The sequence below is a fragment of the uncultured Varibaculum sp. genome (assembly GCF_902489465.1).
GTDB lineage: Bacteria > Actinomycetota > Actinomycetes > Actinomycetales > Actinomycetaceae > Varibaculum.
Genome location: NZ_CABTZZ010000004.1, coordinates 31,772 through 56,812, shown reverse-complemented (window position 1 = coordinate 56,812; position 25,041 = coordinate 31,772). Strand labels below are relative to the sequence as shown.

At 52.9% G+C, this 25,041-nt stretch carries 21 protein-coding genes and 1 tRNA gene; 11 read left to right on the top strand and 11 right to left on the bottom strand.

The window, feature by feature from the left end; genetic code table 11:
• Positions 1-117 precede the first annotated feature (117 nt).
• The gene (gene ilvA / locus RDM26_RS01455; RefSeq protein WP_307737291.1) at positions 118-1,365 is read right to left on the bottom strand and encodes a threonine ammonia-lyase IlvA; all 1,248 of its coding nucleotides are present in this window, start codon (positions 1,363-1,365) and stop codon (positions 118-120) included.
• Positions 1,366-1,470: 105 nt separating this feature from the next.
• On the opposite strand from ilvA, the gene orn reads away from it, so the two are divergent.
• On the top strand, positions 1,471-2,097 hold the full coding sequence (orn, locus tag RDM26_RS01450; RefSeq protein WP_307737290.1) for an oligoribonuclease: 627 nt from the start codon (positions 1,471-1,473) through the stop codon (positions 2,095-2,097).
• A 106-nt stretch (positions 2,098-2,203) separates the two neighbouring features.
• Here the strand turns inward: orn and RDM26_RS01445 are convergent.
• Positions 2,204-2,279 (bottom strand) — tRNA-Arg (locus tag RDM26_RS01445).
• Positions 2,280-2,434: 155 nt separating this feature from the next.
• Here RDM26_RS01445 and RDM26_RS01440 point away from each other — a divergent pair.
• From RDM26_RS01440 to malQ, 3 genes are all read left to right on the top strand, one after another.
• Entirely contained in the window at positions 2,435-3,139 is a 705-nt protein-coding gene (locus RDM26_RS01440; protein WP_307737289.1) for a single-stranded DNA-binding protein, read from the top strand.
• A 91-nt stretch (positions 3,140-3,230) separates the two neighbouring features.
• The gene (ettA, locus tag RDM26_RS01435; RefSeq protein ID WP_307737288.1) at positions 3,231-4,913 is read left to right on the top strand and encodes an energy-dependent translational throttle protein EttA; all 1,683 of its coding nucleotides are present in this window, start codon (positions 3,231-3,233) and stop codon (positions 4,911-4,913) included.
• A 47-nt stretch (positions 4,914-4,960) separates the two neighbouring features.
• Positions 4,961-7,138, top strand: a complete 2,178-nt coding sequence (gene malQ, locus RDM26_RS01430) for a 4-alpha-glucanotransferase (RefSeq protein ID WP_307737287.1) — start codon at positions 4,961-4,963, stop codon at positions 7,136-7,138.
• A 27-nt stretch (positions 7,139-7,165) separates the two neighbouring features.
• Here malQ and RDM26_RS01425 read toward each other — a convergent pair whose 3' ends face one another.
• Together RDM26_RS01425 and RDM26_RS01420 are read right to left on the bottom strand one after the other, a co-directional pair.
• Positions 7,166-7,906 (bottom strand): HAD-IA family hydrolase, encoded by a 741-nt coding sequence (locus RDM26_RS01425; RefSeq protein WP_307737286.1) that lies wholly within the window; start codon positions 7,904-7,906, stop codon positions 7,166-7,168.
• Between the two features lie 13 nt (positions 7,907-7,919).
• A complete protein-coding gene (locus RDM26_RS01420) occupies positions 7,920-8,150 on the bottom strand; it encodes a PTS transporter subunit EIIB (protein ID WP_307737285.1) in 231 nt (76 codons plus the stop codon).
• A gap of 333 nt (positions 8,151-8,483) precedes the next feature.
• Here RDM26_RS01420 and RDM26_RS01415 point away from each other — a divergent pair, with 333 nt between their 5' ends.
• Together RDM26_RS01415 and RDM26_RS01410 are read left to right on the top strand one after the other, a co-directional pair.
• The gene (locus tag RDM26_RS01415) at positions 8,484-9,788 is read left to right on the top strand and encodes a DUF4143 domain-containing protein (RefSeq protein WP_307737284.1); all 1,305 of its coding nucleotides are present in this window, start codon (positions 8,484-8,486) and stop codon (positions 9,786-9,788) included.
• 45 nt (positions 9,789-9,833) lie between these two features.
• The gene (locus RDM26_RS01410; protein ID WP_307737283.1) at positions 9,834-10,433 is read left to right on the top strand and encodes a methylated-DNA--[protein]-cysteine S-methyltransferase; all 600 of its coding nucleotides are present in this window, start codon (positions 9,834-9,836) and stop codon (positions 10,431-10,433) included.
• A 673-nt stretch (positions 10,434-11,106) separates the two neighbouring features.
• On the opposite strand, the gene RDM26_RS01405 is transcribed toward RDM26_RS01410, so the two are convergent.
• Positions 11,107-11,868, bottom strand: a complete 762-nt coding sequence (locus tag RDM26_RS01405) for a nitroreductase family protein (RefSeq protein ID WP_307737282.1) — start codon at positions 11,866-11,868, stop codon at positions 11,107-11,109.
• A 137-nt stretch (positions 11,869-12,005) separates the two neighbouring features.
• Between RDM26_RS01405 and RDM26_RS01400 the strand changes: the two genes are divergently transcribed.
• A complete protein-coding gene (locus tag RDM26_RS01400; RefSeq protein WP_307737281.1) occupies positions 12,006-13,562 on the top strand; it encodes an AMP-binding protein in 1,557 nt (518 codons plus the stop codon).
• Positions 13,563-14,093: 531 nt separating this feature from the next.
• Here RDM26_RS01400 and lipA read toward each other — a convergent pair.
• From lipA to RDM26_RS01380, 4 genes are read right to left on the bottom strand one after another with little or no spacing between them, the layout of a single operon-like run.
• On the bottom strand, positions 14,094-15,110 hold the full coding sequence (gene lipA / locus RDM26_RS01395; RefSeq protein ID WP_307737280.1) for a lipoyl synthase: 1,017 nt from the start codon (positions 15,108-15,110) through the stop codon (positions 14,094-14,096).
• Positions 15,094-15,768, bottom strand: a complete 675-nt coding sequence (lipB, locus tag RDM26_RS01390) for a lipoyl(octanoyl) transferase LipB (protein WP_307737279.1) — start codon at positions 15,766-15,768, stop codon at positions 15,094-15,096. The genes lipA and lipB overlap by 17 nt, the downstream gene beginning before the upstream one ends.
• Positions 15,769-15,827: 59 nt before the next feature.
• Positions 15,828-17,027, bottom strand: a complete 1,200-nt coding sequence (locus RDM26_RS01385) for a homoserine O-acetyltransferase (RefSeq protein WP_307737278.1) — start codon at positions 17,025-17,027, stop codon at positions 15,828-15,830.
• A gap of 60 nt (positions 17,028-17,087) precedes the next feature.
• Positions 17,088-18,380 (bottom strand): PLP-dependent transferase, encoded by a 1,293-nt coding sequence (locus tag RDM26_RS01380; RefSeq protein ID WP_307737277.1) that lies wholly within the window; start codon positions 18,378-18,380, stop codon positions 17,088-17,090.
• A 354-nt stretch (positions 18,381-18,734) separates the two neighbouring features.
• Here RDM26_RS01380 and RDM26_RS01375 point away from each other — a divergent pair, with 354 nt between their 5' ends.
• Positions 18,735-19,964 (top strand): hypothetical protein, encoded by a 1,230-nt coding sequence (locus RDM26_RS01375; protein WP_307737276.1) that lies wholly within the window; start codon positions 18,735-18,737, stop codon positions 19,962-19,964.
• A gap of 83 nt (positions 19,965-20,047) precedes the next feature.
• Here the strand turns inward: RDM26_RS01375 and RDM26_RS01370 are convergent, their stop codons facing one another.
• Positions 20,048-21,316 (bottom strand): YhjD/YihY/BrkB family envelope integrity protein, encoded by a 1,269-nt coding sequence (locus RDM26_RS01370; protein WP_307737275.1) that lies wholly within the window; start codon positions 21,314-21,316, stop codon positions 20,048-20,050.
• A gap of 131 nt (positions 21,317-21,447) precedes the next feature.
• Between RDM26_RS01370 and RDM26_RS01365 the strand changes: the two genes are divergently transcribed.
• From RDM26_RS01365 to RDM26_RS01355, 3 genes are read left to right on the top strand one after another with little or no spacing between them, the layout of a single operon-like run.
• On the top strand, positions 21,448-22,239 hold the full coding sequence (locus RDM26_RS01365) for a DeoR family transcriptional regulator (protein ID WP_307737274.1): 792 nt from the start codon (positions 21,448-21,450) through the stop codon (positions 22,237-22,239).
• A 44-nt stretch (positions 22,240-22,283) separates the two neighbouring features.
• Entirely contained in the window at positions 22,284-23,381 is a 1,098-nt protein-coding gene (locus RDM26_RS01360) for a sugar phosphate nucleotidyltransferase (RefSeq protein WP_307737273.1), read from the top strand.
• Positions 23,378-24,604 (top strand): BMP family ABC transporter substrate-binding protein, encoded by a 1,227-nt coding sequence (locus tag RDM26_RS01355; RefSeq protein ID WP_307737272.1) that lies wholly within the window; start codon positions 23,378-23,380, stop codon positions 24,602-24,604. The genes RDM26_RS01360 and RDM26_RS01355 overlap by 4 nt, the downstream gene beginning before the upstream one ends.
• An 85-nt stretch (positions 24,605-24,689) precedes the next feature.
• Here the strand turns inward: RDM26_RS01355 and RDM26_RS01350 are convergent, their stop codons facing one another.
• Positions 24,690-24,884 carry a DUF3117 domain-containing protein gene (locus tag RDM26_RS01350; protein WP_022865121.1) on the bottom strand — a complete coding sequence of 65 codons (195 nt, stop codon included), beginning with the start codon at positions 24,882-24,884 and terminating at the stop codon, positions 24,690-24,692.
• Positions 24,885-25,041: the final 157 nt, after the last annotated feature.

The window sequence follows — 25,041 nt, the reverse complement described above, 5'->3', positions numbered from 1 at the left end:
CATAGTTAAGGGGGCCAGGTTGCCAGGTAAAACTGGCAGCCTAGCCCCCTAAGTATTGGGTTGTAGTAGCTAGCAGTCGCTCTTAGCTAGCGGCAGCTACTCCAAGCTGGCTTCCTCCTACACCAAAATCTTGAAGATCTGAGAGGAAGGATCTATTTCTTGTACCTGCAGGGGAGAGGCCGCCATGCGTTTGCGCAGCCCCTTAATATCACTGGGATCTGGCAGTTCAATCCCTACCAGCGCCGGACCGGTATCCCGATTATTCTTCTTGGTGTACTGGAAATAAATAATATCCTCACCCTCGCTGAGCACATCATTTAGGAATGAGCGCAAAGCCCCCGGCTCCTGATTAAAAGTAACCAGGAAATAGTGGCGTAAACCTTCGTAACGCCCGGAACGCTCGGTTACCTCCGCGTAACGGGACAGGTCATTATTGCCGCCAGAAACCAGGCAAACCACCGAGCCATTAGGGATCTGGGGTAAAAAATTGCGTGCCGCGGCTGACGCGAGCGCCCCGGCTGGTTCCGCAATAACGCCCTCGGAATGGTAGAGGTCGAGCATCTCGGTACAAACCGCGCCCTCGGGAACCACCACAATATCATCCACCAGTTCCCGCACAATCTGATAGGTCAAATCTCCAGCTCTGCCCACGGCGGTGCCATCAACAAAAGAATCTACCCGATCTAGGGAAACCGGATTTCCGGCCTCGAGCGCCGCTTTCATCGAGGCCGCGCCTGCAGATTCCACCCCCACAATCCGAATTCCAGGACGGTGGGCTTTGAGCCAAGTCGCCATTCCGGCGATTAAACCGCCACCTCCCACCGGAATTAAAACCATATCGGTATCGTCCGGCAGCTGGGAGTCTAAATCCACTGCAATACTTCCTTGACCGGCAATTGTGTAGGGGTCGTCATACGGGTGTACATATACTTTGCCCCCCTCTTTAGCCGCCTTAGCTGCCACCCGGTTAGCTTCATCGAAGTCCCCGGCCACGATCACCGGATCCACCCATTTACCTCCGATAGTGGCAATCCGTTTGCGTTTTTGCCGCGGAGTGGAGGCCGGCAAAAAAATCGTGCCTTGTATTCCCAAATGTGCACAGGCATAGGCAACTCCCTGGGCATGGTTGCCCGCCGAAGCGCACACCACCCCAGCTTTGCGTTCGTCCTCATCCATAGCTGCCATGCGCACATAGGCACCGCGCACTTTAAAGGAGCGACAAATTTGCAAATCTTCGCGCTTAAGATAAACCGGTCGGCCAACCTCTGCGCTCAGTCGATCGCTTTTTTGCAGTGGAGTTTTCGTAGCTACCTTGGCTAATACCCCGGCAGCTACCTCTATATCTTTCGCGGTAACTGTGCTCATCGTCCCTCCCGTAATCGATAGTTAATAACCTATCGAGTTTTACTTCGCACGTGTCTTTAGCTTTCGCAATCTGGCATCAAAATCTGGATGGATTAGGCTAAAGGTATGACTAATAACCTGAAAGATCCTTTAGTGTGGATCGATTGCGAAATGACCGGACTCGATTTAGAGAAAGATTGCCTGGTAGAAGTGGCGGTGATTATCACCGATGGGCAAACTAATATCGTAGACGAGGGGATCGATCTGCTGATTAAGCCACGGGAAGGCGCCTTAGACAATATGGGGGATTTTGTGCGCGAGATGCACATTAAGTCCGGTTTGTTAGCAGAGCTGGAAACTCCGGCGGCGCTAGACCTAGCAGAGGCCGAAAAACAGGTTTTGGACTATATTAAGCGTTTCGTGCCCGGAAAGGGGCAGGCATTATTAGCTGGGAATTCGGTAGGCACCGATAAACAGTTCCTGGAAAAAGAAATGCCACAGGTAATCTCACATTTGCATTACCGGCTAGTGGATGTTTCTTCGGTAAAAGAACTGGCGAAACGCTGGTATCCGCGCGCTTTTTACCATGCGCCCGAAAAACATGGGGGACACCGCGCCCTTGCCGATATTCGCGAATCCATCCAGGAACTGCGTTACTACCGCAAAGTACTCTGGCCGGCCGGGGAAGGGCCTTCTAGCGAGGAATGTGAGGAGGCCGCGAAAGAGGTTTTGTCGCAAGGCTTGGGCGCCTAGGGGATTTTGGGACGAAAAATCTCGGATCATCTACGGCCTAAAGTTTTAGAAACCGGGGATTTAACCGACAAAAATATTGCAGGGTAAACCATGCTTACCCAGGGTTTGGCGCCCCCGACAGGAATCGAACCTGCAACCTCGGGATTAGAAGGCCCTTGCTCTATCCTTTGAGCTACGGGGGCTGGTTGTTCCTTTAGTTTATCGAGAAATCTCCCGGGTGCTAATTCCTTGTCCCCAGGGCAAGGTAATCTTCTTTTTCCTGGTGGCCAAGATTTCTTATTAGAAAAAACCGGTACCGCTTTGCAACATGGTGAGGTAACCAACACTAGGAGGAATCATGAGCAAAGCAAATATAGAGGTTACTTTTACCGGCTGGGTAGCAACCGCGCCTACTTTTCATCGTCCCGACCCGACTAAACCCGAAAAGGCACTGAGCACTTTCCGGGTGATGCACACCCCGTATTCGCGTGACAATCAAGGAAATTGGCAAAAAGGGGAGTCGCTCGCGGTTCGGATAAAAGTTTGGGGGTGGGGCGCGCACTATGTGTCTCGTTCTATTCGGGTGGGGGATCCGATTATTGTTTGCGGGCGTTTGATCCGCTCTAAATGGCAGGATAAAGAGCAAGTTACCCACTACGGGTTAGAGCTAACCGCATCTTCCCTGGGACATGACCTGACTATGGGAGAGTCTAACTTTGTGCGGATGATAGGAGCACTCCCAAAACGGGGGAATTTTGCTACCCCCAGTAAGGAAGGGGAGGGCTCCCTGGCAGATCCCGAGGGCGAGTTTGAGAGCACTGGGACTGCAGAGCCCGCGGGAACACAAGCAACAGAGGTAGACCCTGCAGGAACAAAACCGGCACCAGCTGCAGGTGATCAGGTGATTGCTGATCCTAACACTGGGGAGATCCTCACTGCGGGGACAGGAACTACCTCCGGGAACAAATCGCCCGCACCCTCGGAAGAAAGCGTCGGCGAAAACGCCCTCGACCCGGAAGGGGAATATATTTTAGAGACTGTTTTCAGCGGAGAGGCCGCCTAGTCGCCACCTAGTCGTGCGGGGGTTCGCTTTGCGTTTTTAACTCCACTATTCTGGGTATTAGAACAATACCGTCTGGCAGAAAGTGGCAGCAGTGGCAGAATTCATTTACCAAATGATCCACACCCGCAAATCTTTAGGTGACAAGGTCATTTTGGACGATGTGACTATGGCTTTCCTTCCGGGAGCCAAAATCGGCATGGTCGGCCCTAACGGTGCCGGCAAATCTTCGATCCTCAAAATTATGGCGGGTCTGGATGAGCCTTCCAATGGGGAGGCACGACTTTCTCCCGGCTATACCGTAGGGATCTTGATGCAAGAACCCGAATTGGATGATGACCTCACGGTTAAGGAAAACGTGGAGCAAGGAGTAGGTCCGCTAAAAGCCAAACTCGATCGTTTCAATGAGATTTCCGCGCAGATGGCTGACCCGGATGCAGATTTTGATGCCCTAATGGAAGAAATGGGTACCCTGCAGACCGAGATCGACGCTGCCGATGGTTGGGATGTGGATTCTCAACTAGAACAGGCGATGGATGCCTTGCGCTGCCCTCCCCCGGAAACTCCGGTTTCGGTGCTTTCGGGCGGGGAGCGCCGCCGGGTCGCCCTCTGCCAGTTGCTATTAAAAGCTCCTGACCTGCTGTTACTGGATGAGCCCACTAACCATTTGGATGCCGAATCCATCCTGTGGTTAGAAAAGCACCTGCACTCTTATAAGGGAGCAGTCATCGCCATTACCCACGACCGTTACTTCCTAGATCACGTGGCGGAATGGATCGCGGAAGTTGATCGCGGGCGTCTGTATCCTTACGAAGGTAACTATTCGACCTATCTGGAAAAGAAACGGGAACGCCTGGAAATCCAGGGGCGCAAGGATGCGAAACTAGCGAAGCGGCTAAAAGAGGAACTGCAGTGGGTGCGTTCTTCAGCGAAGGGACGGCAAGCTAAATCTAAGGCACGTTTGCAGCGCTATGAGGAAATGCAGGCAGAGGCCAAGCGCACCAAGAAACTGGACTTTGAAGAAATCCAGATTCCGCCAGGTCCCCGCCTGGGAACCGTGGTTTTGCGCGCCGAAAACCTGTGTAAAGGTTTTGGGGATCGCGAACTAATCAAGGATCTATCTTTTAGTCTGCCCCCGAATGGAATCGTGGGGATTATTGGCCCCAACGGGGTGGGGAAAACCACTTTGTTCAAGACGATTGTAGGGCTAGAAGAACTCGATTCGGGAACTCTTGATATCGGAGAGACCGTAAAAGTCAGTTACGTGGATCAGAACCGCGCCGGGATCGATCCCGATAAGACCCTATGGGAAGTAGTTTCGGATGGTCTGGACTTCCTGGACGTGGGGGGAGTGACCATTCCTTCCCGCGCCTATGTGGCCTCGTTTGGTTTTAAAGGTCCGGATCAGCAAAAACCGGCCGGGGTGCTTTCTGGTGGGGAGCGCAACCGTTTGAACTTAGCGCTTACCCTAAAGCAGGGCGGAAACCTGCTGCTGCTGGACGAGCCTACCAACGACCTGGATGTGGAAACCTTGGCCAGCCTGGAAAATGCGCTGCTGGAGTTCCCGGGGTGTGCGGTAGTAATTACCCACGATCGCTGGTTCCTCGATCGAGTAGCGACGCATATTTTAGCCTGGGAGGGGACTGAGGATAATCCTGCGAACTGGTACTGGTTCGAAGGTAACTTTGAGTCTTACGAAAAGAATAAAGTTGATCGGCTAGGGGCGGAAGCAGCGCGACCGCATCGGGTAACTCACCGCCGTTTGCGCCGTGCCTAGCGGAAGTAAAGCTGCCGATAAATCACCTAGGAGAACAGGGACAGCAAATGAGCGAGAGCCGAGATCCGCTGCAAGAACTGGCGTGCGCCTGTGGAGTCGCGATTGATTACTGGGATTACTCCGGAGTCCACCGCGTAGTTTCCGATGACACTTTACGCGCAGTCCTCAAGGCGATGGATATTGACGCGGAAACGCCTGCACAAGTGGCGGCCTCGCTAAAAATGATTGAGGAGCGTCCCTGGCGGCGGGTGCTTCCCGAATGTATAGTTACCCGCAACGATGACAACTATTGGGTGCGAGTACACGTTCCTCATGGTAAAGCGGTAACCGTAACTATGCATTTTGAGGAGGGCGGATCTTGGGATTTGCCCCAGCTGGATGTGCTAGTTGCGCCCCGGGAAATCAACGGGGTGTTAACTGGGGAAGCTACTTTCAATATTCCCCCCGGGCAACCTCTGGGCTGGCATCGGTTAACCGCGCAAGTGGAAGGGGATGAACGTCCTTACACCTGTCCGGTAGCAGTCACGCCCGCGCGGCTCGGGATGCCTAATCTGCGTGGGGGACGTGCCTGGGGAGTCATGAGCCAGTTCTACGCTAACCCTTCTGGTGATTCTTGGGGGATTGGGGATGCGTCAGATTTGGCGACTATCTGTAAATGGGTGGCTTCCAAGGGAGCGGATTTCTTACTGATTAACCCGGTACATGCCTCGCAAGTATCATTCCCCTTAGAGAACTCTCCATACCTGCCGTGTTCGCGTCGTTTTTGGAATCCGATCTATATTCGTCCCGATGCGATTGCAGAGTACCACAAACTTTCTGAAAAGAAGCGTAAAACAATTGCGCAGCTGCAAGCCAAGGCGCAATCTTCGCTTAGCGAAGCGATGCCAGAAACCCATCCGGGAGTTTCTGGTTCCGGTGCTGATTTCTTTAGTGGCGATTTAATCAAACGCGATCCTGTCTGGAAACAGAAACTGCGCGCCCTCGAGATTATTTATGAGGTTCCGCGCTCAAAGGTACGAGAAGCCGACTATCAAGAATTCTTAGAGGAACAAGGACCGGCTTTGGAACAGTTTGCCACCTGGTGTGCCCTAACCGAAAAATACGGTTTAGAGCTACCCGAAAAGTGGCAGACTCCCGATAGTACCCAGTTTGAAAAAAGCGGAGAAGAGCTGCTGCAGCGACGCGATTTCTTTAAATGGTTGCAGTGGGTTTGTTATCGTCAGCTCCGACAGGCTCAACAGGTGGCAGTGGATGCGGGCATGAAGATCGGGGTAATGCACGACTTGGCGGTAGGGGTACACCAATTGGGAGCCGACCACTGGAGTGACTCGAAAGTTTATGCGCAGGGGATTTCAGTGGGAGCCCCCGCGGACATGTATAACCAGCTAGGTCAGAACTGGTCACAGCCTCCTTGGCGCCCCGATCGCCTGGAACAGCAAGCCTATGAGCCCCTGCGACGCACGGTAGCGGCGGCTGCCAAAATGGGAGGTGCGCTGCGTATCGACCATATTATGGGGCTGCTGCGTCTATGGTGGATTCCCGAAGGGATGCTCCCTAAAGATGGCACTTACGTGCGCTATAACCATCAAGCGATGGTGGGGGTTCTCCTGCTGGAGGCTTACCGGAATAATCTGGTGGTAGTCGGCGAAGATTTGGGTACGGTAGAGCCGTGGGTGCGCGAATACCTGCGTTATCGGGGCATTCTGGGCACTGGAGTGCTGTTCTTTGAGTTTGATGCCCCCGACCATTTAATGCCCCCGCAAGATTACCGACGCGAACAACTGGCGGCGGTCAATACCCACGATATGCCTCCGGTAGCTGGCTATCTTACCGGTGAAGATCTGCGGATACGGGAAGCTTTGGATCTTTTGGATTCTTCTCGCGAAGATGCGGAAGCTAACCAGGAGCGGGTTTTTGGGGCGGTACGCCGTGCGCTGATCGAATATGCGGGTCTAGCCGAAAATGAACGCGATATGGGCGAGATTATTAGCGCCCTGTACCGTTATGTCGCGGCTACTCCCGCGCAGCTGGTGGTGTTGACTTTGGCGGATGCGGTGCAAGAGCAGCTAACCGAGAACCAACCGGGGACTGAGTTTGAATACCCCAATTGGTGTGTTCCTCTGCGTGATCAAGCTGGTAACACTAGATTTTTAGAGGACGTTACCGCTGACCAGTTCGCTAATCAGCTTTTGGAGATGCTAGAGAAAGCAGTACACCCCGTATAGGGAATTTCTGGACCATCTAAAAGGAAGCTAGGACGCAGTTTTTGCGTCAAGGTAGGGCAGTAGTTCCTCGAGGTGATCGGCTACTAGGTCGGCTCCTGCTTTTTTGAGTGCTGCGCGGCTGTGGCTGGTAGCCACCCCGAAGATCCGGCCGGCTCCAGCCGCGCGTGCCGAGATCACTCCGCTGCTGGTGTCTTCGATGACAATGCAGGAGGAGACGGGGAGCTCTAGGGTTTTAGCCCCCTGCAGGTAGGGTTCGGGGTCGGGTTTGCCGGCACAAATATCTTCTTGGCTAATCACTTTTAAGTTAGCGGGGGCTTTTAGGAGCCGCGCGGCTAAATGTGCCCACTGTTTCCAGGCGGAAGTAACCAAACATTTTGGTAATTCTAGCTGCATTATTTCAAGGGCACCGGTAAAGATCCGTGGGGGATCGCGGCGAATATCCACATAGGAGCGGGCTTCTAGTCCTAGTTTTTCGGGGTCGAGGCCGCTCCAGGGGCCGGGTTCACTTTGAAAAACTTCTGGGCCGGGACGCCCTTTGAAAATATCCATTTCGCTGTCGCTAATCTGCCAGCCTTTGGCTTTAAACATTCGCCTATAGGCAGCCAGATGAGTATGTTCAGAGTCGATGAGGGTGCCGTCCAGATCAAGCAACAGGCCTTTAAAAGAATTACTTTTGCCAGGGGTGGGGATTATCGCGTCCTCAGCAGGGGAGGATGTGGACAACACTTTAGGGGAGTCAGGGACGCTAGTTTTTCCGAGAGGATCCATATTACCGGTGGTTTTAACGCAGTTTTTCCATGTCGGCGGCTAGCTCATCGGCTACCGGTCCCACGACTACCTGAACAGTATGATCGATTTTTACGATCCCAAAGGCTCCGCAAGTAGTTAATACTTCCTCGTCTACCTTTAACGGGTCTTTTACTGCTACTCGCAGGCAGGTGGTGCAGGGTTCAACCTTGGTAATGTTTTCGGCTCCCCCCAGCCCTGCTAGCAGCTGCTCCGCCTGCTCCACGCGATCCTCCCCGCCTCAATCTAAAGGATTAATGGTTCAATAGAGAGATTACCATTAATGCCCAACTCGCTTTTGACCATGAATTAAAGCCCTCATGGAGGCCAGGGTTCCACCGCCTTTTGATGAGGTGGAACCTCAGGCGGACGGCTTGAAACCTGTCGTCTTGGCGACGGTCTTACCGCAGTTTTCAACTATGGTTCTCCGTTAGACCGACTAAAAGATGATACGCCCATGCGAAAATAAGGACATACTTTCGCGTATTTGTGTCAAATTAAGGACATACTTTCACATATTTGTGCTAAAATCAGGATATAAGCTACAAGGAGGGGTATAATGGAACGTTTCCTCATGGATCATTTACTCGCCTGGAAAGAATCCTCTCGGCGCAAGCCCTTGATTTTGAACGGTGCCCGTCAAGTGGGGAAAACTTGGATACTGCGCGAATTTGGCAAACGCAATTTCAAGAACGTTGCCTACATTAATCTTGACCACAATCCTCGAATGAGCGCCCAGTTCGAGGCGGGGTTTGATACGAAACGATTACTCCGCGCCTTTGAAATCGAAACTGGCGAAACCATTTCCCCTGGGGAAACTCTAATAGTTCTAGACGAAATTCAAGAGTGTCCGCTAGCGCTCACCGCCCTCAAATACTTTTGTGAAAACGAACCTCGACAAGCGCTAGCAGTTGCCGGATCGCTTCTGGGGATTACTTTTCACTCTGGCAGCGGGTACCCGGTAGGGAAAGTTAATACTCTGAATCTCTATCCTTTAAGTTTTCGAGAATTTTTGGACGCCACCGGCAACGACAAGCTGCGCGAATTAATCGATGAGGGCGATAAAGAGATGCTTAACAGCTTCGCGCCCAGGCTGATATCACTCTTACGTCAGTATTACTTTATCGGGGGGATGCCTGAGGCGGTTGCCACCTACGTTCATACCGAAAGTTTCCCAGAAGTTCGCGAAGTGCAGCGCACTATCTTGCAAGGATATGAACGGGATATGTCCAAGCATCTTACCGGTTTAGATATCCAAAATGCCCTGGAACTGTGGCATTCCATTCCGGCGCATCTGGGCAAAGAAAATAAAAAGTTTATTTTCGGGCAGATTAAGGAAGGGGCGAGGGCGAAGAATTACCGGTCAGTGGTTACTTGGCTAACCCAAGCCGGGCTAACTCACAAAGTATCACGCATAAAGAAGCCAGGGATTCCTTTAGCTGGATATCACGATCCGTTAGCGTTCAAGTTATTCCTGGTAGATGTGGGGCTGCTGGGGGCAATGTCGGATTTGGATGCCGCCAGCATTATTGATGGTAATGCGATTTTTACCGAGTTCAAGGGGGCTCTTACCGAGCAATACGTCTGCCAACAGTTGATTACCGAAGGTGAATCCACAGCTTACTACTGGTCGGCAGATAATTCTCGTGGTGAAATTGATTTCCTAGTGCAAAGAACCGGGCAGGTTTATGCGCTGGAAGTTAAAGCCGAAGAAAACCTGCGTTCTCGCAGTCTGCGCGCCTTTAGTGAACGCTATCCGCAGGCCACCCGGCTGCGGCGTTTTAGCCTCTCTGGTTTTCGCAACCAAGACTGGATGCAAAACGTGCCCCTTTATGCGATTGGAAATCCCCAAAACTGGGAGTAGCGGGCGCGGTTTGCGGGGGCTAGGGTCGGAAAGAGAGGAAGATATATGCGACAAACGGATATGGGTACATATATTCATTTCTATGATTCCCCGCTGGGCGAGCTGGTAATGTCCAGCGAGGGCAGCGCGCTGATCGGGTTAGGTCTAGCGTCACAGCAGGCCGCCGGGGCAGCTATTGCGGGCAGCCACCCTCAGGAAAAATCTTTGCCGATATTCCAAGAAACCGCCCGCTGGTTAGATACCTATTTTCGAGGACGCGCGCCCTCGTTTACCCCAAAGCTAAAGCTCTCGGGTTCGGACTTTCAAAAACGGGTTTGCGAAATCATGCTCACCATCCCGTTCGGGGAAACCGTTACCTATGGGGAAATCGCTGCCGCGATCGCGCGCGAGAGAGGTATTCCCCGTATGTCGGCGCAGGCAGTTGGGGGAGCAGTAGGAGCAAATCCGATTCTGCTAATTGTTCCTTGCCACCGGGTAATCGGTGTGGACGGTAATCTCACTGGTTATGGCGCGGGCATGGAGCGAAAAATTCAGCTGCTAACCCTAGAAAAAGTCGATATGACGAATCTGTTTGTGCCCAAGAAAAAATCGCTAGCAAAGAAACAGTCGGTACCAAAGAATCCGCGCCCCCTCAATCGGCAGTAGGTGCCTGTGTTTTTACTCAACGAGTAGACAACCCGCATATATCATCGTCCGGAGGGCCTAGCGCGGTTCAAGCTCATGGTTGGTGGACTAAAGGGAACTGTATAGCCACAATCGCCACTATTTCTGTTCAACTTCAAAAAAGAATCAATGGAAGGTGGGTTGATGTCGGAAAGCGCGGAAGGGGAAAATATAGAGCAGGGGGTGGGCTTGGGCAACGTGCCACAGCGCGCTACACCTGCCGTGGGGTAGCGCTCAACAAGTTTCGCGCTTGGGTAGATGTCGATGTGCACGGCCTATTCGATCTTCCGGGAAAAGGCTGGTCTCGCACAGTTAATGTCAGATGCGGTTAACACCTATCTTTAACCTCGGTTTCAAGCCAATCTTCAACGTCGCGAATAATCTCCTCACGAGCATTTGGTTTCCTTGAAACATGTTCGCTTCCGCCCCGAAATACGCTATAGCCAGAGGGGTAGGTTTCGTCAGGGCAATCTAGCCAAAAAACAGAGTACCCAAGAGAGGATGTTTCAACCTCAAAGGTAAATCCTCTAAGCTCTACTTGAAATCTATCTGGTTCGGACACGAGCTTCCTTCCTTTTCCACGTGGGGACTTAAACGGTACGCGATATTGCTATTAAAGTTCTGCAATTGTAAGGCGTTATCGCTGATTTAAGCTTTAGCGGGGCTGGAGGGCAAGGTCGAAGCCCTGGGCGCGCACCGCATTTAGCATTCCGCGGCGCAGGGGAGCGTCCCGGAGCATAATCCGGGTGAGGCTATCGGTGAAAGTATCCGAGCGCTGGCCGTGTGCCCGAGTGTCATAGTATGTAGTCATTTCCTGGTCATAATCCGCGAATGCTTCCAGGTAGGACCCTTCAAAACAGTTATAGGAGTCCTCGAACATGCGCAGCTCCAACGGCATTCTGGGCTTTAATTGCGGTTGTTGCCCCGGGTAACCAAACATTACCCCCAGGGCGGGGAAAGTCAGTTTCGGGAGCTGCAAAATCTCAATCATTCGCGCCGGATCATTCAAGATTGACCCCAAGAAACAGGTACCCAACCCCAGGGATTCGGCGGCATTCACCAAGTTTTGCGCCATTAGCACCGCATCGGTAAACCCCTGAAAGAACCCGTCCATACCGTGCACATTCGCTGTGTCCTCACCTTTTTCCTCCACGATTCGATAGGAACGGTACAGGTCAGTGAGGAAAATCCACAGCTGGGGAGCATCGGCAATATAGTCCTGATTAGAAACCAGAGAAATCTGCCGTTTCTTTTCCGGATCGTTCACTTGAATAATCGAAGCCATTTGCACCCCGCAAGAGGTGGCGGTACGCCGGGTAGCCTCTTTTAGCTGCGCTAATACCTGTAGCGAGATTGGTTGAGCATCAAAACGCCGCACCGAGCGGTGTGCCAACTGGTTTTGAATAGTTTCAGACATGAGTTCTCCTAAATCCTCGCCCACCTTCGCAACCGGGGCTGCCGGTTTCCTTGCCGCTAAGTTTAACCTACCTGCTGGTTAACTCGCAGAGGTGACCGGGTGGGTAAGATAGCCGAGGACGTTAAACGGGGGAAGTCATGATTAGACCGATACGAAACTTTCAAAGAGCCGCGATTGACCATCCCCATGCCCAAAGCCTGGCCGGTCCCCGGGGGTATTTTTCTGTGGCCGACACCTGGTCACTGTCGCAACATTTAGTGCTTTACCTGCAAGAACGTGGGGTAGCGAGCGGGGATCGGGTAGCGATTTGCAGCGCGAACAGTGAATACCACCTGTTGCTGTGGATAGCCTGTGACCAGATGGGCGCGGTGTTCGTTCCCCTGGCTAAAGCCGCCGCGCCTGCTGATTTACGAGCGATGGTGGCCGACTGCGCTCCGTGCCTGCTCTTTAGCGACCAGGAGGGGGAGCAGCCACTAGAAGTTACCGCCCCCGCTGTCGCCGAATCCGTGTCCTCCCCGGAGTGCGCCCTAAATAATTCGCAGGTCATAAACCTGGATCAGCTGCATGAACAACTCCTAGCTGCCCATCGGGAGCAACCTTTTTCTCCCGGGGAACTAGCCGGCGAGATTGCTCCGGTAGCCGAGGGTTCTCTGGCGGCGATTATCTATACTTCCGGGACTTCCGGTAGGCCGCTGGGGGTGGAGCACTCCCGCGAAACCATGTATTGGGCGTGGGCTAACTATCGTGACGCTTTTGACTACCGCAACTCGGATACCGGTTTGGCGCTGGCACCGTTATCCCATATCGGTGGCTTTAACGGCACCACTAACGATATTTTTTGCCACGGCGGAAAAATAGTAGTGATCGCGGGATTTTCTCCGCTTACCGCTGCCCGGATTATTTGCGACGAGCAAGTCACCATCGGATTCGCAGTTCCCACCATGTTCACCGGGATGCTGGATGCCCTAGAAAAAGAAAACGGCGAGCCACTGAAAGAAAATCCCTTCCCGCGTTGGCGGCGTCCTCTGATTGGAGGTGCGCCCCTACCTGCAGCCCTAGCCCGAAGGATGGAGAGACTTCAGCTGCGTCCTATCCAAGTCTGGGGGATGACCGAAACTGGAGGCGCCGGCTGCTATCTGGGAATAAACGAATCTTTGCAGCACCCGGAGGCCGCTGGGCGCCCCTTCACCTATTCTAAGCTGACGGTGCGCGACCAGGACGGAAAGCTGCTGCCCGCTGGTCACCAAGGGCAAATCACTATCGGTGGCCCGCATGTCTGCAGAACCAACTATCCGGGCAAAGCCATCAGCGCTATTGAGGGACAGATAGAGACCGGGGATATTGGCTTTATCAGCGAGGACGGTTTGCTGCGTCTTAGCGGACGGCAAAGCGACGTAATCATTAGCGGCGGGGAACATGTTTTCCCCGCGCAGGTAGAGGACGCGCTCTCGACTTTCCCCGGTATCGGGCAGGTCGCGGTAATCGGTTTGGAGGACGAATACTGGGGGCAGCGAGTCTGTGCAGTAATCACCGGAACCGCCACCCTCGAGGATATTAAACCCTTCCTAACCGGCAAACTAGCCGCCTACAAAATCCCCAAACAAATTATCCAGGTAAGCGCGTTGCCCCTAAACAGCGCCGGAAAACTATCCCGCCAAACCCTCCGCCACTCACTAGCAGCTCGCGGAGAATAAACTTTGTCTTTCTGGACGGAATACTCCGGTTAGCGAAATCTAAGCGGAGCGTGACGGTAGCTGCCCAGTAGGGGCGGTCACGGGGAGGAAGGTTTTCCTCCTGCCCAAGAATTCGGAAAAAGACCGTAGGCATTTTCCGAATTCTCATGCCCACCGCGCCCACTCGGATAAAACTTACTCCCCGCGACCACACAGGTGCGCGCAACTGAAAAGCACTCCTCACACCGCAAGCGCTCAACCCCAAAGGAACGGTTAGTCAATAGAGCTATCACATATTTTACTTTTATCTTTCAGGCCGGGAAGCTCCCCGCTAACCAAGCAGCAACCTAATCGTGTGAAGGAGTTATCGCCGGGAGAAGTGAGAAGTATCCGCCCAGCAGGATAGCTCCCGACTAAACGAGCTGTAACAGGAGCGTGGGGGCAGTTTTTGCCGAAGGGTAGGCCTCGGGCACTAAATCCGTGAAAACGCGGATGCGTTTTCCGGATTTCGGGGCGTGAGGTAAAAACTGCCCCCACGCGTATCCAACAAAACTAGTTAGTACGAGACGCTAACAGCGCGGAGGCTTCTTGGCGCGCGGTACCTTCCTCGCCAAGTTGTGCCAGATTAGCGGGGAGCTCGCGGCCTTTCGCCTGCATGGCGCGTGCCCACAGCCTACCTGCCCGGTAGGAAGAACGCACTAAGGGGCCGGCCATTACTGCCGAAAAGCCCAGTTTATAGGCATAGTCGGAGAGTTCTACGAACTCGGCGGGCTTTACCCAACGGTCTATCGGGTGATGTAGGGCAGAGGGACGCAGGTATTGGGTGATGGTCATAATGTCGACTTTGGCATCTTTCAAGGCGCGCAGGGTGGCCTCGATTTCTTCGCGAGTTTCTCCCATTCCTAATATCAGGTTTGACTTGGTAATTAAACCGGCATCGGAGGCAGCCTCTAAAACTTGCAGGGAACGCTCGTAGCGGAAGGCGGGGCGGATCTGCCGGAAAATCCGGGGCACGGTTTCTAGGTTGTGTCCGAATACTTCCGGGCGGGACGAGAATACTTCTTCTAGGGCGCCCCAGTGTCCGCGAAAGTCATCTACCAGCAGTTCTACCCCGGTATTGGGGGATTTAGCGTGAATTTGACGGGCGGTTTCCGCATACAGCCAGGAGGCTCCATCGGGGAGGTCATCGCGGGAAACCCCAGTGACCGTCGCGTACCGCAGCCCAAGTTCAGCAACCGAGTCCGCAACCCGGCTCGGTTCCTCCCGGTCGTATTCGCTGGGGCGGCCGGTGGCGATATCGCAAAAGTCGCAGCGCCGGGTACAGATCGCTCCGCCTATTAGGAAGGTGGCTTCTCGGTCTTGCCAACATTCATAGATATTGGGGCAATTGGCTTCGGCACATACGGTGTTTAGTCCCGAGCGGCGCACCAGGTGTCGCATATCCATATAGTTTCTTCCCGAAACTACCTTGGTTTTTATCCACTCTGGTTTGTTTTCGATCGGGCTTAGCGAGTTCCGTGCCTCTACCCGTAATAATTTGCGTTCGCCCACCTCAGGAAGTGTAGACATTTTCGCCCTCCTGCCCTTGTTTCTCACCTCTAAAGTAAGGGGTGTCTAAGTTACGGCGCAACCCGGCGATTACTGGTTCGCGCATAGAGGCCACGGTTTCGCTGCATCCTTGTTCGTTCATAGAAGTTACCCAGGCATCGGCGAGGCCGCAGGGAATTATCCGGGCGAAATCGCTAAACGTGGGATTCACGTTGAGGGCGAAACCGTGCATAGAAGCAGCCCGCGCAGTATGAATCCCGATGGCGGCAATCTTCTTATCTATTTCTCCCGGTTTCAATACCCAAGCTCCTGCTCGTCCCTTGATTCGCTGCGCGCGAATCCCGTAGGGTTCCAAGGTGTCGATTACTACCTGTTCCACCGCGCGAATAAAACGAATAACATCCAAAGGCTCGGGTAGTTTCACAATCGGGTAGCAAACCAGCTGCCCCGGGCCATGCCAAGTAACCGAGCCGCCCCGATTCACTTCGATCACCGGTACATCTTTATTGGGTACATCTTCCGGCTTGGTGTTGCGTCCCACGGTGAAAGTGGGGGAGTACTGCACTAAGAGTGCCGTGTTTTCCCGCATCCCCGCCGCCACCTCGGCATGTATCTGTTTATGCAGTTTATCGAGGGCGCGATAGTCCTGCAGCTGCCCGGTTAAATCAATAATTTGCACGCCTTACAGCCTACCCGCTTTAACTGGTTTAATCGCTCCGTGGAGGGGGTAAGCGGGAACTATAAGCCAGCAACGAAGTCGGCCAGGATTTCTTCTACCTGGCGAGTTTCCACCAAGAAACCGTCATGACCAGACGACGAGGTTACTTGCCGGTACCTCGCTCCGGGGATTTGGCGCGCTAGTTCCGCGCATTCTGTTACCGGGAATAGGCGGTCAGAATCTACTCCAATCACTAGGGTGAGGGCGGAAATGGAGCCGACGACGCGGCGGGTACCGCCGCGCCCGCGACCGATATCGTGAGTGATCATCGCGCGAGTTAGCGCCCGATAGGAACCGGGATCAAAACGCCGCGTCAATTTTTTCCCGTGATAATCCAGGTAGGATTCCACGGCGTAGCGTCCTCCTGCCAGGGGATTTTCGCCTTTTTGGGGGCTATGCCCAAAACGAGTGTTTAACTCGCCGGAAGTGCGATAGGTGGCGTGCGCGATTTGCCTCGCCAACGCCATACCCGGGTTACCTGCTTCTTTATCGGCTGATAGGTAATAGTCTCCGCCGGCAAAACTGGGGTCTAACTCTTGGGCATTTACTTGCATATGTGCCCAACCGGTCTGGTCGGCGCTGGTCGCTGCGGCCGTTGCGATCAGCGCCAATGCCCGCACTCGCTGCGGATAGAGGCACGCCCACTCGAGGGCACGAAATCCTCCCGCAGACGGGCCTACCACCAGTGCCCACGACAGTATTCCTAGCTGTTTGCGTAGCTTGTTTTCTGCCCGCACCTGGTCGCGGGTAGTGATTTCGGGGAAACGAGAGCCCCAAGGTAATCCGTCAGGCGCCGGCCAGGCAGGGCCGGTAGACCCTTGACATCCGCCCAGGCAGTTAGGAGCCACCACAAAGTAACGGTCAGTATCAATCGGTTTGCCTGGCCCTACTACCCGCTCCCACCAGCCGGCAGTGGGGTGTGCCGGGCTTTGCAATCCGATCACATGAGAATCACCGGTCAGAGCGTGTTCAATCAAAATCGCATTAGAGGCATCGGCGTTTAGCTTTCCCCAAGTTTCATATGCCAGGTAACCCCCAGTCAGGCTGCCTCCGCTTTCTAAAGGTAATTCCCCAAGGGAAACGAAGCGGCGGTTACCAGGATCGTCACCAGGCAGCCAGGCGGGATTATTTGCCCAGTTAGTACCCGGATATTGCCCGCGGGGATTAAAAATTTCGGTTTTTGTCCTGCCGGTGGTTTTTTCTTTTAACGCTGTAGACATTGAGGTTCCTCTCAGCTAATACCGGATTCCTGTCTTTTATTCCTAAAGCACAAGCGCCACTTATTTCTTAATCGCCGCGAATCCGGCTTCCAGATCAGTGATAATGTCTGCTACGTCCTCTAGACCGACTGAGACTCGGATCGTGGATTGGCTGATACCAGCCGCCGCCAACTCTTGTTCATTAGCCTGCGAATGGGTGGTGGAAGCGGGGTGGATAACCTGGGAACGTAGATCCCCCAGGTTCGCCACGTTAGTTAGTAGCTGCAAAGCATCCACGAAGGCCTCCCCAGCGGCGCGGTTCCCTTTAAGGTCAAAAGCTAGCACTGCCCCCGCACCTTTAGGCGCGTATTTTTGTTGTAAATCATGGGTGGGGGAAGAGGTAAGCCCCGAATAGTTAACCGATGCTACCAGCGGGTGTGCCTCTAAGAACTCTGCTACTTTTTGAGCGTTCTCCACATGGCGCTGTACCCGCAGTGACAAGGTTTCAATCCCGATATTTACTAGGAAAGAGTTAAAGGGACTGGCCGCAAATCCAAAGTCGCGCAGCCCCTGCACCCGGGCTTTAGTAATAAACGCGGCCTCACCGAGGTCTTTATAAACCAAGCCATGATAGGACGGATCCGGCTGGTTAAACTGGGGGAAACGCTCTGGATCAGCTCCCCAATCGAAAGAGCCGCCATCAACGATTACCCCTTGGATAGAGTTCCCATGTCCGCACAGGTATTTCGAGGCCGAATGCACCACAATATCGGCGCCCCACTCTAGGGGACGGGTCAGATAGGGGGTGGCTACCGTGTTATCCACAATGAAAGGTACTCCTACCCGTTTTGCAACCTCGGCTACGCTCTCAATATCCAAGAAATCATTTTTGGGGTTAGGAATAGTTTCGGCGAAGAACGCAATAGTGCGTTCATTGGTTGCTGTTTCCCACTGTGCACCGTCGGTAGGGTCGGTAACAAAAGTGGTGGTGATGCCGTAGCGGGGCAGGTTATTCGCCAAGAACGCCAGGGTTCCTCCATATAGCGAGGGAGAAGCCACAATATTGTCTCCTGCCTGGGCTATCGTCAAAATAGTCAGCGCAATCGCGGCGGCTCCCGAGGAGGTAGACAGGCCTCCCACTCCGCCTTCTAGGGAGTTAACTCGCTGCTCGAAAACCTCATTAGTGGGGTTATTTAGACGAGTGTAGATGGGGCCGGGTTCTTTTAAGGCGAAGCGATCCGCACCCTGTTTCGCGTCCTTAAACACGTATCCGTTGGTTTGGTACAGCGGAGGCACCGGAGATCCGGTTTCTTTATCGGGACGGTATCCGGCGTGAATCTGGCGAGTATTGAAACCCCAGTTTTGCTTAGTCATTTTTATTTATCCTTTTCAGTAGATTTGGGTTTTTGAAACGTTTGCCAATAGTCCACTTTGGATAAACAAAAAGCCCGGCAAGGCAGTCCAAAGGGACTTTCTTTGCACGGGCAAACGCGTCGCCGCCTAGGAGCGGACTGAGAAGAGCTGACCGTGCGGGTCAGCTGAACATTCGACGTGTCATGCCCCCAAGATAACCTGGGGCTGACCGCCAATAGCAAGCCAATCTTAGAAGTTGAGAACTAAGTCACTATTTCGATAAGAGAAAAATTTGCAATTCTGCGTCCTGTAACGGCTGAAAAAGCTGTCCTCAAAGGTTAATCTGGAGGAAAGAGTAACCGTAAAGGAGAAATCATGAGCAATGACAGCTTGCCCAGTGTAGATACCAATGCTGACCCGGTAGTTACCTGGAATGTTCAAGAGGGCGCGATGGTGGCTGCCAAGCTCGACCCCAGGGCGGTGTGCCAGTTCTTTAGGGAACAAAATATCGTTGCCGAGGCAGATTGGTTTCCCGATACCCCGCATTTGCTGGGAGTAAATGTGCTCCGTAACCAGGCTGACGGCCTGGCATCTTTAGATGAGGCAGATGAACCGCTGCGGGTGGGGGCAGCGCTCCCGGAAGTGGTAGAACTACTGGCAGAAAAGTTTGCTGCCGACGTTTCCATCGGGGAATATCATGCCAATAAACTACCTTCCGATATGCCTCTTCCCTCCCGGTCAGGTGATAGGGAGCAACCAGTGCGAGTAGTCGAGATTTCTTCGATGCCGGTTTCTTCAGTTCCGTTTTGCGCGGCTGCGGAAGGGAAAACCCTGGGGTGTGTGACCCTTCCGGAAGGCCGGATTGCTCTGTGCTATGAAACGATTCGCGCGGATATTGTAGAAGGTTCTTTGATCTCCCGGATTCCCGCGGTGGGACTGTACGTTTCTGCCCATGATCAGCGGGTGGTGGCAGTTACTTCCGATGAAGTTGCCGACCCAGAGAAACTGGCAATTCACTCCTGGTTACTACAAACCCAGGTGGTTCCCGGAGCAGTAGAGAATCCCGATCCGGCACTGGAAGAACAGATCCGTGAATACCTTGGACACTCCTCCTCGCCCAACCGGATTGCTGAAACCGCCGGGTGTGACGCTCACCAATTAGCGCAGACTTTCAAAATTGCCGGTCAAGATGGAATGGTGCGGGCGATTGAAGTTATGGGGCTACCAGCTGAGGCCGCCGCTTTCCTCTATGGACGACTTGAGTTAGAGGATGTGCCCGGGATTGAAATCTTCCATGAACCTGGCTGGGCTCGTGCCATGGGGCACAGCGTAGATATGCGGATATTGCATTCTGACGAGGACGCGAAAACTCCTTTCGGTATCCTACGGAAGCTGGAAATAGAGCACCCCACTTTGATGAAAGTGGCAAATGTTGCTCAAATGGCAGTAGGGGTGGGCTTAATTGGCGCTGGCCTAATCGGTCTAGCAGGTAAGAAACGTTTCTCAAAGCTTTCCCTGCTGGGCGGCGTGATGCTTGGTGTTGATGGTGGATTGCGTTCTTCGGTGATACACCATATGGAGAACCGGACAGTGGGCGATCTCTAACTTCCTACGCGCTAGTTAGCTAGCTGCCTATCTTATTTGGGTTCTAAAAGCCTAAACATACCTAGCACGTTAGGGGCGAGATACTAATGGGGATCCCGGCGCCCATCTTTTAGAGAGCGCAGGAAAGCGATCCGTTTTTCATGCCGCGCGATCATCTGATCAATCAGGGCGCTTACTTTCCCCCGCCAGGGTTTTCCGCTTTGGGTTACCAGACGAGACCGCCACAGCGGTGCTTGCCCCAGTGCTAAATGATCCGGTAAAGAAGTGTCGGCGGGAACGTCAAGATCCACGGCTCCGCTGAGCCGATGATGTGCCCAATCCAAAGTTAGCGGCTCCGATAAGGATACGTAGTTGGGGCGTTCAGTAGCGTGTACGTCCTCAGCTTCGCTAACTCTGAGAGCTTTAGGAGGATTGGCGATAAAAGCGCAAGAAATCAGCATCACTCGGGAAAGCAAGTTAATCCACAGCAACAGGGTGGCAATGGCGGCAAAAGAAGCTAGCAGCGGGTTATCAACTGAGCCTACTGCTGAGGTTCCCAGAGACCTTATCAAAGAAGCTACTATCCCAAAGCCTGCTAGCCCCCACCAAAGATCAGTTTTTGGTGCTCTAACTAGTGCCACGAAACGAATCAAGATCCAAAGGATCAACCCATCGATAGCGGCACTAATTAGAAAAGAACCGATCCTGATCATCATGGAGGCGAGTGTAGATTCTAGTCCGATTGCCGAAAATACTTGAGTGCCGATAACCGTATGCGCCAAGGTTAAAATCCCGGTTGTCCCCACTCCCAAGGCAATAGCCACAAAGCCTAGTAAGTCGCGTAGCTTTTCGCTTGCCACCCCAGAAGGCACCTGATCAATTCCAAACATGGCGCGAATGGAAGACTTCATGGCGCGCATCACCGAAGTCGCGGAAAAAACTAATACCACGACCGCCACGATTCCGGTTATGGAAAAAGAGGTGGAAATTACCAGATCGGAGGGATCAACAATCCCAGAGGATCCTTTCCATTCCAGTACTCCAGGAAGGGAAGATGCGAGGGAGGAAAATACCGCATCTTGTAGCTGGGGACTGCGCCCCAGTACTCCTAGCAGCACGGTGATTCCAATAGTTAGGGCAGCAGCGAGAGAAAAGATCGCAGAATACGCGATACCTCCAGCCAGTAGCGCGCCGCGACCATTACCGTAACGCGTAAGAGAACGCATAATCCGCAGACGTTGTAACCAGGAAACAAATAGTTTGGCTTTATCTATAAAACCGGATTCAGCTTTCACCTCGGTAAAACTAGGTGAAAATTGCTCTGGGTGGCGGTCGCGAACGGAAAGCCCGGGGGAGTTACTAATACTTCTCATACTCTCAATCTAGCGGTTTTGCTGAGGTTAGTCGCATTCATTCAAACGAACAAAAGCGCGCGAAGAAAAAGACAAATAGCAACAAAATAGGATAATCTAGAGGAAAGTTTCCTCTATCAGCGGAGAGAGCCATGCTAGCGCATCAGCGGCACGACGAAATCTTACGGCAAGTAAATAGTAACGGATCAGTGCGGGTTACCGATCTGGTAACCGAGCTGGGCGTATCGGAAATGACCGTGCGCAGAGATATTAGTCTGCTCGCAAATCAAGGGAAATTAGAGCGCGTTCATGGAGGGGCGGTTCGTTTGGAAAGCGAAAGCTTGCCTGCTTCAGCCAGCGCTGCTGCTTCTAGCGACGAAGAAAAGATACTGGCTGAAGCGGCGGCTGAAACTATTCGCCCGGGCTCTAAGCTTTTTATTGGTGCAGGTGGAAGCGGTCGTTGCCTCGCTAAAATAATTAGCGAAAGTGAAATCTTCTCGTCTTTGACAGTGGCTACCAATTATCTGCCCGCGATGCGGATTCTTGATGCAGCCCAACAGGTGCAGCGAGACAACGGTAAAGCTCACTCTGAGATTGTTTTTTTCGGGGGACAACCGGTAGATCATGAAACCTTAGGTTCTCCTAGCGTGATTACCGCCTACAATTTTCATTTTCATTCCGTATTTATTGAAGCCGAAGGTATTGATGCTCAAACTGGTCTTAGCTGCAATAATCTAGATAAAGCAATGCTGGAAAAAGTGCTAATCGAAAACAGCGAGTTCGCCACCATTATGGTGCCAACCCCAGCATGGCGAAGGTCGGCGCTAGGAGTAGTTTGTCCCTTAAAACAGCTTTCACGAGTAATATCGGTTAGTGCCCCACCTAGCGGAATAGCGGAGAGCCTCACCGAGGCGCAAGTAATGGTGGATATTTGCCAGCCCTAGTCGAGCCTAATCTTCACTCGGACTATGCGCGATAGTTTTAAATTATGAGCCTACATGTAATTATTCCTGCCGGAGGTCCTGGAAGTCGTCTTTGGCCGGTTTCACGAGTTGGTAAACCTAAGTTTTTACTCGATTTACTGGGGGAAGGGCGCACTCTCTTGCAAGCCACCGTTGACCGACTTTCGCCCCTGGCATCGTCGCTAACGGTAGTAACCGGCACCAACCATGCCGAGACCGTTGCCTCCCAAAATCTGAATGCACGGCTTACAGCGAGTGCGAAAGAACAATACCGGATCCTGGAAGAGCCCAGTCGAAAAAACTCTCTCGGTGCGATCGCTTGGGCGGCGGCCACGCTACAAGAAAAATATGGAGCGGTGATTGCCGGGTCTTTTGCCGCTGACCACGCGATAAAAAATGTTGCCGTCTTCCGCAACGCCGTATCGGCTGCGGTTAAGGCGGCAAGGGAAGGGAAAATCGTAACTATAGGGATAGCTCCTAGCTATCCTGCCACTGCTTATGGTTATATCCTCGCTTCCGATAGGGTATTAAGCCCGGACAATAGCCAGCCGCAAGTCTTTGACGTAAAAAGGTTTAAAGAAAAACCTTCACGATCTCAAGCCGCGAGTTATCTAGCGGCGAGAGGTTATTTTTGGAACGCCGGAATGTTCGTATTTAACACCGAGGTATTCCTGTCACACCTTAATAGTTTGCATCCCCATTATTATGAAACGATCCAAGAAATGGTGCGAGTGAACCCGGGGACTGCCGAATTTACTGAGCTTTGGGAATCACTGCCTTCCTATCCCATAGACACTGCCATCGCAGAACCAGTAGCCAGCGAGGGTGGGGTAGCGGTAGTCGCTGCCGACAACTTCGGTTGGTCCGATGTGGGTGATTTCGCTTCTTTGCGCCTAACTATTGCTGGTGATACCCCCGAAAACTCCGTTGTTCGCGGTAGCGGCGAAACTCAGTTGCAGGCCAGCCCGGGAGCTTTTATTGATCATGATGGTAAAGAAAAGCTGGTGGTGTTGGGAATACCTAACGCGGTAGTAATTCGCCGCGCAGATGTAACCCTGGTTACTACTGCCCAATATGCGCAAGAGCTAGGGGACGTGGTGGCAGGACAGGGGGAACTGCAGTGAAACTATGGCGCCAGCTAGGGGCAGCGTTGGCAGTATCTTTGAGCCTATCTGCTTGCGCCGGAACCAATGTGGCACCAGCTGGTTACATTAATGCGGCAGATTTTCGTACCTGCCTGCTTACTTTAGGTGAGGGGGGAACTGGTTCCATTATTGATAAGGCCATAACTGCGCTAGAGGATGGTAAAAAACGTTTAGGGGTAGCTTCACGCCGCACTAGTCTCGATTCGCCAAAGGAGATTGAAAAGGCTATTGCTCGCGATATTTCTGCCAACTGCTCGTTGATTATCGGGGTAGGAGAAGCCTTTGTCCAGCCTCTAACGGAACAGGCAAAATATCATCGGGCGCGCCATTTTGCGCTGCTGCTTCCTCCCGGGACTACCGCCCAGGCGACTCGCGAAAACTTGGCCATCATTACCTACGATTTGAGCCAACCTGCCTATGTAGCTGGGTTTATCGCGGCAGGTACTTCCGCAAGTGGAAAAGTGGCAGTAGTTGCCGGAGAGAAAAACCAGATTAATAGCACCCTGATTTCCGCATTTTCCCAAGGAGTTGCTCGCTACAACTCAGAACAGGAACAGGAAAATGGGAAATCTCTAAAAGTTAAAGTTATCCCCGGGGGAAACCGCTTCTATCTGGGAGGAAAAGCGAATAAAGCGAGAATAAAATCCCAGACGGAGGCGTTAATAAAACAGGGTGCGGATGTAATATTTTTCGCGGAGGGTGCGCAAAATCCCGCTGGTTTAGAAGCCATTATTAAAGCGAATGCAGATAAAGAACAAGCTGAGCAGGCGGCGGAAGAAGCTAGTAGGCAAACCGCAAAACCTACCGAGGGAGAAAGCCCTAGCTCTACCCCCTCGGAGAGTTCTCCTACGCCTAGTGTCAGCGCGTCTACTGCCAGTGGACAGATAATCGATTCGGTAGAAAATATAACTGCAATTTGGTATCTAACTGATGGACATGAAACTTATTCTAGACTGCCGGGAAGGCAGCCTCCGGTTTTGACTTCAATTGTTCCCAATCTGTCTGAGGCAATGATTTCTCTGATTGAAGAGGCACGTAAAGACAGATTTGCGGCAAACTCTACGCAGATCGTCGGAACCTACCGGAACGGATGGGTAGGACTAACTCCGTTTTATGAGTACGGCTCTACTGTCCCTAATGAGGTAAAGAACAACTCGCAGATTATCGAGGAAGAATTCCGCCAAGGAACCCTGAAACTCTAGGGGTTTTGAGGCAGCGGTAAGTAACCTAAGTAACCGGGGCAGGGTGCCAGCCACGAACCTGCGGTTTACTGGGTGGGAGGGCGAGCTAGACTTCGTCAGGGTAGAGCTCGTGAATAGCTACCGCTAGATCGATAACTTCCTGTTTACTCATCTCGATCACGAGGCGTCCGCCCCCTAAAGCAGGTAGACGTAACACGACTTCCCGGCCGGCTTCGGTGCGAACTCCGTCCTCGGCTACTTCTAACGGACCATCTCCGGTTCGTGGTTTCATTGCGGCCATGCTAACCCCCAGAGAGCTAAATAAAAACGGCTGAAACAGCGATTACCTAGCTAATTATAGCAGATGAAGACTTTTACCCGCCTTGCACCTCGGCTACGCCTTGGTGATCCCGGTTAGGGCAGGCCAGGGAAGCTAGTAGTAAAAGTGGACGCTAGGG